Annotated in this window: 10 protein-coding genes; 2 read left to right on the top strand and 8 right to left on the bottom strand. The window is 69.8% G+C overall.

Features of this window, described 5'->3' with window-relative positions; all coding sequences use genetic code 11:
- Positions 1–290 precede the first annotated feature (290 nt).
- Positions 291–905, top strand: a complete 615-nt coding sequence (locus ACP15J_RS00825; protein WP_424935904.1) for a vitamin K epoxide reductase family protein — start codon at positions 291–293, stop codon at positions 903–905.
- Positions 906–1028: 123 nt separating this feature from the next.
- On the opposite strand, the gene ndk is transcribed toward ACP15J_RS00825, so the two are convergent.
- From ndk to ileS, 4 genes are read right to left on the bottom strand one after another with little or no spacing between them, the layout of a single operon-like run.
- Complete coding sequence (ndk, locus tag ACP15J_RS00820) at positions 1029–1445, bottom strand: nucleoside-diphosphate kinase (RefSeq protein ID WP_424935905.1); 417 nt, start codon at positions 1443–1445, stop codon at positions 1029–1031.
- A 43-nt stretch (positions 1446–1488) separates the two neighbouring features.
- On the bottom strand, positions 1489–1890 hold the full coding sequence (locus tag ACP15J_RS00815; protein ID WP_424935906.1) for a DUF4233 domain-containing protein: 402 nt from the start codon (positions 1888–1890) through the stop codon (positions 1489–1491).
- Positions 1887–3242: a bifunctional folylpolyglutamate synthase/dihydrofolate synthase gene (locus ACP15J_RS00810; protein WP_424935907.1), complete on the bottom strand. Its 1356-nt coding sequence runs from the start codon at positions 3240–3242 to the stop codon at positions 1887–1889. Before ACP15J_RS00810 ends, ACP15J_RS00815 begins: the two co-directional genes overlap by 4 nt.
- Positions 3239–6607, bottom strand: coding sequence for an isoleucine--tRNA ligase (gene ileS / locus ACP15J_RS00805; RefSeq protein WP_424935908.1), 3369 nt, complete (start codon positions 6605–6607; stop codon positions 3239–3241). The genes ACP15J_RS00810 and ileS overlap by 4 nt, the downstream gene beginning before the upstream one ends.
- Positions 6608–6960: 353 nt before the next feature.
- Here ileS and ACP15J_RS00800 point away from each other — a divergent pair, with 353 nt between their 5' ends.
- Complete coding sequence (locus tag ACP15J_RS00800; RefSeq protein ID WP_424935909.1) at positions 6961–7608, top strand: pentapeptide repeat-containing protein; 648 nt, start codon at positions 6961–6963, stop codon at positions 7606–7608.
- Here ACP15J_RS00800 and ACP15J_RS00795 read toward each other — a convergent pair.
- From ACP15J_RS00795 to ACP15J_RS00780, 4 genes are read right to left on the bottom strand one after another with little or no spacing between them, the layout of a single operon-like run.
- Positions 7543–9153 (bottom strand): ATP-binding cassette domain-containing protein, encoded by a 1611-nt coding sequence (locus ACP15J_RS00795; protein ID WP_424935910.1) that lies wholly within the window; start codon positions 9151–9153, stop codon positions 7543–7545. The genes ACP15J_RS00800 and ACP15J_RS00795 overlap by 66 nt on opposite strands.
- Positions 9150–9974, bottom strand: coding sequence for an ABC transporter permease (locus ACP15J_RS00790; protein ID WP_424935911.1), 825 nt, complete (start codon positions 9972–9974; stop codon positions 9150–9152). The genes ACP15J_RS00795 and ACP15J_RS00790 overlap by 4 nt, the downstream gene beginning before the upstream one ends.
- Entirely contained in the window at positions 9971–10936 is a 966-nt protein-coding gene (locus ACP15J_RS00785) for an ABC transporter permease (protein WP_424935912.1), read from the bottom strand. Before ACP15J_RS00785 ends, ACP15J_RS00790 begins: the two co-directional genes overlap by 4 nt.
- A 49-nt stretch (positions 10937–10985) precedes the next feature.
- A complete protein-coding gene (locus ACP15J_RS00780; RefSeq protein WP_424935913.1) occupies positions 10986–12593 on the bottom strand; it encodes an ABC transporter substrate-binding protein in 1608 nt (535 codons plus the stop codon).
- Between the last annotated feature and the right edge of the window lie 168 nt (positions 12594–12761).

Genomic DNA, 12761 nt, shown 5'->3' with positions numbered 1-12761 from the left:
GCTCCCTGCACGGCGGCTGCACCGCCGTGAAATCTCGTGCGGCACTGTCACGTGCCACGTACTCACTCGGTCTGCGATCGGCGAACGCTCTGATCGCGTGGAGGCCTGGGCCTCCGAAGTCTGCAAACGATGCCGGCGACGGCGCAGGCTGCGCAGGACATCCGTGCCATTATCGCACCTCGATCCGCGCATCGTGGCATCCGACGCGATTGTCGGGCTTCGCGACGCCCTTCAGCCCCTTCGACGACGCCCCACCGTGCGCATAGCGAACGCCTGCGATAATCCTCTCCATGACCGCGCAGCACACCCGCCCCGTCGGCTTCGCCATCTGGCTGATCGTCGCCAGCGTCGTCGGGTGGTGGGCGGCGTTCCAGCTCACCCTGGACAAGATCACCCAGCTGCAGAACCCTGATGCGGCCCTCAGCTGCAACTTCAGCGTCCTTGTGCAGTGCGGCGCGAACCTCGACTCGTGGCAGGGATCGGTCTTCGGCTTCCCCAACCCCGTCATCGGCCTCACCGGCTGGATGGCGCCGCTCGTCGTCGGCGTCGCCCTTCTCGCCGGTGCTCGATTCCCGCGATGGTTCTGGGGTCTGTTCGGCCTCGGGATCTCCTTCGCCTTCGCCTTCATCTGCTGGCTGATCTCGCAGAGCCTCTACGAGATCCGCACGCTCTGCCCGTGGTGCATGCTCACCTGGGCGGTCACGATCCCGACCTTCCTGGCGACGATCCTGCAGCTCTTCCGGAACGGAACGTTTCCCGTGTCCGAGAAGGGCCAGGAACGAGCGGGGCGCCTCGTGGTCTGGATTCCGCTCGCGTCGGTCCTCGCGTACGCGCTGATCATCGCGCTCGCCCAGTTCACCGGCCTGGACGTCCTCGGTGAGCTCTTCGGCGGTGTCCTCGGCTGACCCTCGTCCGCCTTCGCGCGGCCCGGATACGGCGCCCTCAGCCGAGAGCGCCTCTGCCGAGACGAGAAAGACGGCGACCCGGATCGCTCCAGGTCGCCGCTCGATGGTGTCGGATCGCCGTGCTCAGCCGAACCAGATGCCGAGCTCGCGCGCCGCGGACTCGGGGCTGTCCGAACCGTGCACCAGGTTCTGCTGCACCGCGAGCCCCCAGTCACGGCCGAAGTCGCCGCGGATCGTGCCGGGCGCGGCCACGGTCGGGTCGGTGGTCCCGGCCAGCGAGCGGAACCCCTCGATGACACGATTGCCGGCGAGACGGATCGCGACACTCGGTCCTGACATCATGAACTCCAACAGCGGCTCGTAGAACGGCTTGCCCTCGTGCTCCGCGTAGTGCCGGGCGAGGACCTCACGATCGGGCTCGACGAGACGGATGTCCACGAGGGCATAGCCCTTGGCCTCGATCCGGGCGAGGATGGCGCCGGTCAGGCCGCGGGCGACGCCATCGGGCTTGACGAGGACGAGGGTCTCTTCGGTGGGCATGTCTCTCACTCTCTGTCTGCGCGCGGTGCGCGCGATGTTTCTGTCAGGGTTGCAGGGGCTCGTGGCCGGAGGGCCGATGCGCGGCCGCGCGGTCCGCACGTCCGCCGACGATCATCGCATAGGCCCACATCCCGCCGAAGATGAGCGCGATCACCAGCATCGCGGGCACCAGAAAGGCCGAAGCGAGCACGATGGCCTGCAGGACCCATCCCAGCACGACACCGGCCCGCTTCGCCAGCAGCCCCGCCGTGACGATCATCGTCACGGCGACCACGCCGCCTCCGACGATCGCCCACCACGGCTCGACGTCCTCGGGAAGCACCCGAAGACCATAGATCGTCAACCCGCCGAGCGCGACCACGATCGCCTCGAAGCCGAGCACGATCGAACCGAGCTTCTCCGCGAGACCCCGCGGACGCCGGACCGGGGAAGGATCCGCGCTCATGCGTGCCACCCGCTCTTCCAGTCCTCTTCCGCGGCCAGCGCGATCGCCTCCCCGGCGAGCACGACGGATCCGGCGATCGCCACCGCACGACCTTCCGCTGACGCGGCCCACTCACGTGCGGCGTCCGCGGCGTCAGCGAGCGACGGATGCACGGTCACCCGCGTGCCTGTGGCCTCGACGAGGTCGGCCAGCGCATCCGCGTCGGAAGCCCGCTCCGACTCCGGGGCGGTCGCGAAGACGCGAGCGGCCGACGGGGCAAGGGCCGCGACGATGCCTGCGGCGTCCTTGTCGGAGAGGACGCCCAGGACGATTCCCCACTCGTCGAAGTCGAAGCTCTCGGCCAGGGCAAGGGCGAGGGCGTTCGCGCCGTGCGGATTGTGCGCCGCGTCCACGACGACGGTCGGGGCGACGCCCAGGAGCTGGAGCCGCCCGGGCGAGGTCGCACCGTGAAGCCCGTCCGCGAGGACGTCGTCGCTGATCGGCCGCTCCCCGCCGCCGATCAGCGCCTCGACGGCGGCGATCGCGAGCGCGGCGTTGAGTCCCTGGTGAGCGCCGTAAAGCGGAAGATACCCCTCCCGGTACTCCCCCGCGAGCCCGCGGACGGTGACCTGCTGTCCGCCGACGGCAAGCCGATGCTCGACCAGCGCGAACTCGTCTCCCTCGAAGGCGATCGTCGCGCCGTGCTCGCTCGCCGCACGGCGCAACACCTCCTCCGCCTCGGCGGTCTGCCGGGAGGAGACGACGAAGGCTCCGTCCTTGACGATCCCGGCCTTGACGCCTGCGATCTTCTCGATCGTGTCGCCGAGGCGGTCTGCGTGGTCCAGGGCGATCGGCGTGAACACCGCGACGTCGCCGTCGGCCGTGTTCGTCGAGTCCCAGGCCCCGCCCATGCCGACCTCCAGCACGAGCACGTCGACGGGGGCGTCGGAGGCGGCGACGAACGCGAGCACCGTGAGGAGCTCGAAGAAGGTCAACGGCGCATCCCCTGCCCCCTCGAGCTCGGCGTCGACGATCCCGACGAAGGGCTCGATCTCTTCCCAGGCGTCCGCGACGGCGGCATCCTCGATCGGCGCCCCGTCGATCATGATCCGCTCGGTGAAACGCTCAAGGTGCGGGCTGGTGAAAAGGCCGGTGCGCAGTCCGTGCGCACGAACCAGGCTCTCGATCATCCGCGCGGTCGACGTCTTGCCGTTGGTCCCGGTGAGGTGTACGACCCGATACGTCTTCTGCGGGTCGTCGAGCAGCTCGAGCAGTCGCGCGGTGCGCTCCTTGCGCGGCTGGACCCAGCGTTCGCCCGCCCTCTCCAGCAGCGCGGAGTACACGGCGTCCGCGCGCTCCCTGTCATCGTTCACGACGTGCCCCCGATCCGGCTCACGGCCACCGCGAACGCGCCGCGGTTGGCATAGGTGCCCTGCGGGATCTGCGCAGTGTGCTCGGCAGCGGCTAGCCCCTGCCCGACCCCGAGCACGGCGTGCTCGACCGCGAGCGTCTCCTCGGCGACTCCAGCGACCTCGAAGGCCAGCCGCACCGCCCGCGCGTCGTCGTCATCGTCGAAGCGCAGCTGGAGACGGATCCGGTCACTCACGTCGAAGCCTGCGTTCTTCCGGGTCTCCTGCACAGCGCGGATGACGTCGCGTGCGAGCCCCTCGGCCTCGAGCTCCGGCGTCGTGGCGGTGTCGAGGAGCACGAATCCGCCGGTCGGGACGACCGCGAGCGCCTCGCCGTCAGGACGCCCGGTTGTCTCCAGGACGAGCTCGTACTCGGCGGGCTCCAACGCGATGCCGCCGGCCGTGACCACGCCGCCCTGCGTGCCCCATTCGCCGGAGCGCGCGGCGTGGATCACCTTCTGCACCTCTTTCCCGAGACGTGGACCGGCGGCACGCGCGTTGACGCTCAGGCGATGGCTGATGCCGTACTCCGCCGCCGTGGCCTCCGACTGCGTGACGAGCTCGACCTCCTTGACGTTCAGCTCCTCACGCAGGATGTCCTCGAACGGTGCGAGCGTCTCGGCGTCCGGCGAGACGACGGTCAGCCGTGCGAGGGGCAGCCGCACCCTGAGCCTCTCCTTCTTACGCAGCGCGTTCCCGACGCTGGAGAGCTCACGCACCGCGTCCATCGCGTCGCGCACCTCATCGGCGCGTGGGAAGAGCGCGGCGTCCGGCCAGTCCTGCAGATGCACGCTGCGTCCGCCGGTCAGTCCCTGCCAGACCCGCTCGCCGATCAGCGGGACGAGGGGCGCCGCGACACGGCAGAGCGTCTCGAGCACGGTGTAGAGCGTGTCGAACGCCTCCCGGCTCGCGATATCCTCCGTCACCCCCGCCCAGAAGCGATCGCGGGAACGACGGATGTACCAGTTGGTCAGCACCTCGGCGAAGTCGCGCAGGCGCCCGGCCGCGGTCGTCGAGTCCAGCCCCTCCAGGTCGGCCTGGACGTCACGAACGAGGTCCCCCGTACGGGCGAGGATGTATCGATCGAGCACGTCGGCCGAATCCGTCCGCCACTTCGCTTCGTAGCCCTCGCCGTCCGGCCCGCCGGCGGCGTTCGCATACGTCGCGAAGAAGTACCAGGAGTTCCAGAGCGGCAGGATGAACTCGCGTACTCCGGCACGGATACCCTCCTCCGTGACGGAGAGGTTGCCGCCACGGAGCACGGCACTGGACATGAGGAACCAGCGCATCGCATCGGATCCGTCGCGGTCGAAGACCTCGGACACGTCCGGGTAGTTCCGCAGCGACTTGGACATCTTGTAGCCGTCGGAGCCCAGCACGATGCCGTGGCAGCTCACCCCGGTGAACGCCGGGCGGCCGAAGAGCGCCGTGGAGAGGACGTGCATGACGTAGAACCAGCCGCGCGTCTGCCCGATGTACTCGACGATGAAGTCCGCCGGGGCGTGGGCGTCGAACCACTCCCGGTTCTCGAACGGGTAGTGCACCTGGGCGTAGGGCATCGAACCCGAGTCGAACCAGACATCGAAGACGTCCTCGATGCGCCGCATGGTGCTCTTGCCCGTCGGGTCGTCCGGGTTCGGACGGGTCAGGTCGTCGATGTACGGACGGTGCAGGTCGATCTCGCCGTCCGGATTGCGAGGGAGCACGCCGAAATCACGCTCCAGCTCCTCCAGCGAGCCGTAGGCGTCGACGCGCGGGTGCTCCGGGTCGTCGCTCTTCCAGATCGGGATCGGCGAACCCCAGTAGCGGTTGCGGCTGATCGACCAGTCGCGAGCTCCTTCCAGCCACTTGCCGAACTGCCCGTGCTTGACGTTCTCGGGCACCCAGGTGATCTGCTCGTTGTTCGCGAGCATGCGGTCCTTGATGTCCGTCACCCGGATGAACCAGCTCGAAACCGCCTTGTAGATGAGAGGGTTCCTACACCTCCAGCAGTGCGGGTAGGAGTGCTCGTAGCTCTGCAGGCGGAGCAGGCGCCCCGCCGTGCGAATGAGGCGGACGAGCGGAGTGTTCGCGTCCATCCACAGCATGCCGGCGACGTCGGTCACCTGCGGGAGGAAGCGTCCGCCGTCGTCGAGGGACAGGATGGTCGGGATCCCCGCCGCGCCCGCGACGCGCTGGTCGTCCTCGCCGTAGGCAGGGGCCTGGTGCACGATGCCGGTGCCGTCGGTCGTGGTCACGTAGTCGTCGACGAGGATCCGCCATGCGTTCCGCGTGCCCCACGTCTCCGTGTCGGCGTAGTAGTCGAAGAGGCGATCGTAGGCGACGTCCGCGAGCTCGGTGCCGGGGAGGACCCGTTCGACCGCGGCGAGCGCCTCCTCGGCAGAGGCGTAGCCGAGGTCCTTTGCATAGCCCCCGATGAGATCCCGCGCGAGCAGGTATCGATGCGCGGAGGACTCCACCACCGCGTCGTCGGCGTCCGTCGCGTGCACGTCGGCGGCTCCCGCCGGACCGGACGGCAGGACGGCGTACGCGATCTCCGGGCCGACGGCGAGCGCGGCGTTGGTCGGCAGCGTCCACGGTGTGGTGGTCCAGGCGAGCGCCCTGACGCCGGTGAGCCCCAGCGCCTCCGCCTTCGCACCGGTGAGCGGGAACGTCACCGTCACCGAGGGATCCTGCCGTGTCTGGTAGACGTCGTCGTCCATCCGGAGCTCGTGCGCCGACAGCGGCGTCTCGTCGCGCCAGCAGTATGGGAGCACGCGGTACCCCTCGTAGGCGAGCCCCTTGTCGTACAGCGTCTTGAACGCCCAGAGCACGCTCTCCATATACCCGAGGTCGAGCGTCTTGTAGCCACGCTCGAAGTCGACCCACCGCGCCTGGCGGGTGACGTAGTCCTCCCATTCCCTCGTGTAGGCGAGAACCGAGCCCCGCGCCTTCGCGTTGAAGACGTCGATGCCCATCTCCTCGATCTCGCTCTTCTCGGTGATCCCGAGCTGCTTCATCGCCTCAAGCTCGGCGGGCAGACCGTGCGTGTCCCAGCCGAAGACGCGGTCGACTCTCTTGCCACGCATGGTCTGGAAGCGCGGGAAGAGGTCCTTGGCGTAGCCGGTGAGGAGATGACCGTAGTGCGGGAGGCCGTTCGCGAACGGCGGGCCGTCATAGAACACCCACTCGTCCGCGCCCTCGCGCTGAGCGATCGACGCACGGAACGTGTCGTCCGACTTCCAGAAATCGAGCACCTCGCGCTCGATCTCCGGGAAACGCGGGCTGGGCGTGACAGCGGCGGGCCCGAAGGCGGCGCCGGGATTCGTCGAAGGCCGAGGGTAGGTCATCGTCTCTCGCAGTGGTCGGTGGCGGGCGGGATGCTGCGAGGACGACTCTGCGAGCCGCGGTACCACCCCGCGTGCGCCGGGTGTCCGGCGCCACTCTCACTGCGGCTGTGACGGGCCTGCCCCGTTCGGTTCTACTGGACGGGTCACCCCGCCGTTCTTCCGAAGGCTCCTCGGTGATGGCCGGATCGACGCCTGTTCGCGCCATTCTACGCGCTTCCCCGCGCGCGCACGTCAGGCGCATACGGCAAGACCCGCCCCTGTCCCCGTGCAGGCCACGGATTCGCACGACCGTCCGTTCTCCCCACCGCATCTCGAACGAATGCGGCGTCCGCGGTCCCGCGTATGGTCGGGGCATGGTCCGCTCCGTCGAGAAGCCCCGCCCGCCACGTGTCTCTCCGCCCGATCTCCCCCACGACCTCGAAGACGTCCTCGGGATGCGTCACGGGGACCACGTCGGCCAGCGCATCGCGCTCGCCGACGGCGACCTCGCGCACGCGCGTTTCGAGCAGTGCGTCCTGCACGGCGCCGCCGATCACGCCGACCTCGCCGGTGCCACCCTCATGGACGTGAGCGTCCGGGAACCGCAAGCCCCGGCCCTCGTGCTTCGCGACGCCTCGCTCCGCCGGGTACGGATCGAGGGAGGGCGTATCGGCACGCTCGACCTCACCGACGCGCGGATCGGCGAACTGGAGATCCGCGACGTGCGGATCGACTACCTCACCTTCGGCGGCGCCCGTGTCGAGGACGCCGATGTCGCTGACTCGACGATCCGTGCCCTCGACATGCCGCTCGCCATGCTCTCGCGCGTGCGTTTCACCGGCTGCCGTGCCGACGAGGTCGACGTGCGCGGCCTCCGCGCTACGGATGTCGACCTGCGCGGTCTCGATGCGCTCTCCTATCTCGACGTGCTGAGCCTCAAGGGAACGACGATGAGCTCACGGCAGATCGAGCTGCTCGCCGGCGTCCTGGCCGCCGCGACCGGGATCGACGTCCGCGACTGAGCTCCGCCTGCGCCCCGCGCCGACACCCGCCTCGATGAGCGCACGGGTGAAAGGATGCCGGGGGGCGGAGAAGATCTCCGCCACACGCCCCTGCTCGACGACGGCCCCGTCGCGGAGCACGAGGACGTCGTCGGCGACGGCCGCGACGACATCGAGATCATGAGAAATCAGCACCATCGTGAGCCCACGGTCTCGCTGGAGCCGGTCGAGGAGGCCCAGGATCCGCGCACGGACCGTCGCGTCGAGCGCGGAGACCGGCTCATCCAGCACGAGCACCTCGGGATCCGCGGCGAGCGCCCGTGCGATCGCGGCGCGCTGTCGCTGTCCTCCCGAGAGCTGGATCGGACGGCGTCCCGCGAGCTCTGGGTCCAGGCCGACCTCTGCGAGCAGAGCGGCGACACGATCCGCACGCAGAGGTCGCCGAACGCCGCCGGCCTCCAGCGCCTCACGCAAGGATCGTCCGATGCTCCATCGCGGGTCGAAGGCGCCGAGCGAGTTCTGCGGTACCAGCTGCACCCGTGGCACAGGTCCTGACCGTTCAAGCCGCCCCGCATCCGCGCGTTCCACACCGACGAGAATGCGCGCGAGGGTCGTCTTCCCCGACCCGGACTCTCCGACGACGCCGAGCGTCGTGCCGCGACGGAGGACGAACGAGACGTTCTGCAGCACCGGCCGATCGAAGCTCTTGCCGACCCCGGCCGCCCGTAGGAGGATCCCGTCGGCGACGGCTTTCCCCGCCCGCGGCGCGAGGACTCCTGCCTGCACCAGCTCCTTCGTATAGTCCTCTGCCGGCGCGGTGAGGACCTGTTCCGCCGTCCCGCGCTCGACCACGGCACCGTCCTTCATCACGACGACGTCGTCTGCGATCCGGCGCACCGCCCCGATGTCGTGACTCACAAGGACGACCGCCGTACCCCGGTCTGCGATCTGCCGCAACAGGTCGAGCACGCGGGCCTGCACGGTGGCGTCGAGCGCGGTCGTCGGCTCATCGGCGACGAGGACGGCCGGTGATGCCGCCAGAGCGGAGGCGATCAGCGCCCGCTGTCGTAATCCGCCCGACAGCTCGTGCGGATACTGCCGCGCACGACGCGCCGGGTCGGGGACGGCGACGGCCGCGAGGAGCGCGCGCACCCGCTCCGATCGCGCTCCACGGGACAGGCCGCTCCCCCGCCGATGGATCTCCAGAGGCTCGGCGACTTCGGCGCCGACCCTGCGCAAGGGGTCGAGCGAGACCAGCGCGTCCTGCGACACGAGGGCGATGCGCGCGCCTCGCAGCGCTCGCCACGTCCGATCGCCGAGCTGGCTGGCGTCGACGCCGTCGATGTCGAGAACCTCCGCATCGCTCTCTGCCCCGTCCGGAAGGAGTCCGAGAAGCGCGCGGGCCGTGAGCGACTTGCCAGCGCCGGACTCGCCGAGAAGGGCGAGGCAGTGACCGGGCCCGACGGCGAACGAGACGTCGTCGACCACGAGCCGCCCCGCGATCCGCACCGACAGCCCCTGCACCCGCAGGCGTGCTGCGACCTGTCCCTCGGCGACGGCGTTCATGCGCTCCTCCCCTCCGCCCGCGCTCGGAGGACCCGGCCGAGGTAGGACGAGGCGAGAACGGTCGCGGTGATCGCGAGCCCGGGGAAGAACGAGATCCACCACGCTTGCCCGAGGACGTTCCGGCCACCGGCGAGCATAAGCCCCCATTCCGGCGAGGGCTCCGCCGGCCCGAGGCCGAGGAAGCTGAGACCGGCTGCAGCGAGGATGCTCGTCCCGAGGCCGATCGTCGCGAGGACGCTGAGGGAGCCGAAGACTCCGGGCGCGACGTGACGCACGAAGGCGCGCACCGGCGGGACTCCGAGGATCCGTGCGGCCTCGACATGCTCAGAACCGCGCAGCGCCTGCGTCTGCGTCCGCGCGAGCCGCACGTAGACGGGGATCGCGGCGAGCGTGACGCCGACCGCGACGTTCACCGCCCCTGGGCCGAGGAGAGCCACGGCGACAAGGGCCAGCAGGAACTCAGGAAAGGCCAGGAGGACGTCGTTGGCGCGCATCGTCGCCACATCCAGAATGCGCGGCGCGACGCCTGAGGCGGTGCCGAGGAGCATGCCGATCACGAGGGCGAGGCCGGTCGCGAGCACGCCGATGCCGAGCGACCGTCCCGCTCCGTGCACCACTCTGGCGTAGACATCGCGCCCGGATTGATCAGTCCCGAACCAGTGTTCCGTGCTCGGAGGGAGGAGCGCCTGGCGGACATCGGTCTGCAGCGGATCCGCCACAGCGAGAACATCCGGGAACAGCGCCGCCAGGACCATGACCGACAGCACGGTCGCGGCGAGCGCGATCAACGCTCCCCGTCCGCGCCGCCACGTCGCAGTCATCGCCTTCCCTCCGCACGCGTGAGTCTGACGCGAAGACCGGAGCCGGCGCGGAGCCGGGGATCGACGATCGGCGCGAGAAGCTCGGCCGCCGTGCTCACGATGACGAACACGAGCGCGCTCAGCAGGATCACGCCCGCGACGACGGGGAGGTCACGGTCGGTGATCGCGGCGAGGGTGACTCGTCCGAGACCCGGCCGGGCGAAGACGGTCTCGACCAGGACTGCTCCGCCGAGAAGCGAGCCCACGAAATATGCGGCGAGAGTCATCGCGCCCCCCGCGCCATGGCGGAGGGTGTGCCGCAGGGTGAGCCGGGCATGCCCCGCGCCGCGCGCTCGCACGGTCAGGGCGAACGGCTGCCGCTCCGCGGCCTCGACCCCCTCGCGGAGCACCTGGCCCAGGATCGCCGCGACCGGCAGCGCGAGAGTCACGGCGGGAAGCACGAGCGACATCGGATCGCGAGATCCGGAGACCGGGAACCAGCCGAGCCCGAAGGCGAACACGCCCAGCAACAGGAGCCCGATCCAGAACACGGGCGAGGAGAGCACGATCAGCTCGAGCGCGGCGATCGCCCCGCGCGCAGCTCGCCCTCGGGCAAGCACAGCCCCGGTCATGGCGAGGACGAGCGCGAGGACCAGTGCGAGCGCCGTCAGCTGCAGGGAGGCTCCCAGCTGCCGCCCGATGACCTCGGAGACCGGAAGACGAAGCTGGTACGAGGTGCCGAGATCGCCGCGCAGGAGCCCGCCGAGGTAGCCGAGATACTGGTCGAGCAGCGGACGGTCGAGTCCGAGATCGGCCCTGATCCGCTCCTTGACCGCCTCGCCGACCTGCGCCTGCGGTCCGAGCATCACGCTCACCGGATCGCCCGGCAGGACCCGGAAGGCGAGGAACGACAGGGTCGCCGCTCCCCACAGCACGATGACCACGGACGCGATCATGCCTCCGATGAGCCGCACGGTCCTCATCTTCCCTCCGTGGCCCTGCCTGGCCGGTCCTCGCCGAGGACGCGCCGGCTCACTTCACTGAGACGCCGAAGAAGAGCGGCCGCCCGTAGAGGTCGAAGCTCAGATCCGCCACCCGAGGCCCGACTGCCGTGATGGCGGAGGGAACGTAGAGCGGCACGATCGCGACGTGCTGCGCGTTCCACCGCTGGAGCTTCTCATACACGGCGGTGCGCGCAGCGGTGTCGGTCGTGGCCACGCCCTGCGCGAGAAGAGCGTCGAGCTGCGGGTCGCTGACCTGCGAGGCGTTCTGGAAGCCGTCCGTGGACAGGTGGCTGCGCAGCAGGTCGGGGTCGACGCCGGAGAAGCTCCAGTCGGTCAGGTCGAAGGTCCTCGGCGCGTACTGCGCGTTGTAGGCCCCGGGCTCCAGCACTTCGCGCACCACCTCGAATCCGACAGCCTTGAGGTCGGACTGGATCGCGTTCGCGAGCGCGGCGCGGTCGTCGGGCACCGGCGTCCATGCGATCCACCGCGCAGACAGGCGCTTGCCGTCCTTCGTACGGATTCCATCGGCGTCACGCTGGGTCCAGCCTGCCTCGTCGAGCAGCGCGTCGGCACGCTTCCGGTCGAACGACCACGTCCCTTCGAGCGACGCGTCGTATCCCGGCGTCGTCGGCCCGAGGATGCTCCATGCCCGTGGGAACTGCCCGAAGAAGATCTTCTCGACCGCGGCCTCCACGTCGACGGCACGCGAGAACGCCTCACGCACCCTCTGATCTGCGAAAACCCCGTGCTTCTCGTTGAGCAGGAGCGAGTACGGCAGTCCTGGCTCCTCCCGTGTCTCCACGGTCGCCGCACCCTTCACCTCGGCCACGAGGTTCGGCGGGATCTGACTGACGAGGTCGGCCTCTCCCGAGGTCACGACCCCGGCGCGCACGGAGGCCTCGGGGAGGATCCGCACCCGGAGCGTCTCCGCCTTCGGAGTCTTCTGGCCCTCCGGCGCCCAGGCGTAGTCGGGATTACGCGAGTAGACGATCTCCTGGTCGGGCGTGTACTCGGTCATCCTGTACGGCCCTGTCCCCACCGTGACGCCCGGCCCGCCGGCCTTCAGCTCGTCGGCGCGGTCGCGGAGGACCTTCGGCGAGTAGAAGCCCAGCTGCGCCGTGCTCGCGGCCTGCAGGAAGGGAGCATAGGGCTGGGAGAAGCGCACGACCACCGTGTGCGGGCCCGCGACATCGGTGCCGGCATAGAGCTCGCCGCCGAGCATGCTCGCCGCCTGCGTCGAGGCGGTGGCGGGGTCCATGATGCGCGAGAAGTTCGCCTTCACCGCCTCGGCGTCGAAAGGCGTCCCGTCGTGGAAGGTCACGTCGTCACGGAGCTCGAACGTGTACGCCGTGCTGTCGTCGTTCACGCTCCAGCTCTTGGCGAGCCAGGGGACGAGGCTGCCGTCGGCGTTCTGGAACACGAGGGAGTCGAGCACCGACCGCTGCACGGCGGCGGAGATGTCCAGCTGACTGACTTGCGGGTCCATATGACCGGAGGAGAGCAGGCTTCCGTCCACACCCCAGACCAGGTCGTCTCTGCCCTGGGCGGGACCGGGAGCACAGGAGCTGAGAGCGAGCGCGGCAGCGGAGGCGAGCGCGGCAGCGGCGAGGAGCCGGCGCACAGAGAGAACGGGCATGAGAGACCTCGGAGATCGGGACGGGCTTCCATCGTATCGGTCGTTCTTAGACGCGGTCGATCTAGACCTCGACAGGGAGCGCGCCGGAAGCCGGTGCCCGAGGAGACGGCTAGACTGGCCCGAACCCATACTCAGGCACGCTCACACGGTGCCGCATACATCGCTCAA

Origin of the sequence: Microbacterium sp. S308A+ (genome assembly GCF_049800815.1) — a bacterium.
Taxonomy (GTDB): Bacteria; Actinomycetota; Actinomycetes; order Actinomycetales; family Microbacteriaceae; genus Microbacterium.
Note: the sequence above shows the minus strand (reverse complement) of the source record. Positions and strands in the feature narration are given on the sequence as shown.

What these genes read in the sequence shown, in the direction of transcription:
- ACP15J_RS00825 (WP_424935904.1), top strand. Translation starts at nt 291, where the DNA reads ATGACCGCGCAGCACACCCGCCCCGTCGGCTTCGCCATCTGGCTGATC.
- ndk (WP_424935905.1), bottom strand. Translation starts at nt 1,445, where the DNA reads ATGCCCACCGAAGAGACCCTCGTCCTCGTCAAGCCCGATGGCGTCGCC.
- ACP15J_RS00815 (WP_424935906.1), bottom strand. Translation starts at nt 1,890, where the DNA reads ATGAGCGCGGATCCTTCCCCGGTCCGGCGTCCGCGGGGTCTCGCGGAG.
- ileS (WP_424935908.1), bottom strand. Translation starts at nt 6,607, where the DNA reads ATGACCTACCCTCGGCCTTCGACGAATCCCGGCGCCGCCTTCGGGCCC.
- ACP15J_RS00800 (WP_424935909.1), top strand. Translation starts at nt 6,961, where the DNA reads ATGGTCCGCTCCGTCGAGAAGCCCCGCCCGCCACGTGTCTCTCCGCCC.
- ACP15J_RS00795 (WP_424935910.1), bottom strand. Translation starts at nt 9,153, where the DNA reads ATGAACGCCGTCGCCGAGGGACAGGTCGCAGCACGCCTGCGGGTGCAG.
- ACP15J_RS00790 (WP_424935911.1), bottom strand. Translation starts at nt 9,974, where the DNA reads ATGACTGCGACGTGGCGGCGCGGACGGGGAGCGTTGATCGCGCTCGCC.
- ACP15J_RS00785 (WP_424935912.1), bottom strand. Translation starts at nt 10,936, where the DNA reads ATGAGGACCGTGCGGCTCATCGGAGGCATGATCGCGTCCGTGGTCATC.
- ACP15J_RS00780 (WP_424935913.1), bottom strand. Translation starts at nt 12,593, where the DNA reads ATGCCCGTTCTCTCTGTGCGCCGGCTCCTCGCCGCTGCCGCGCTCGCC.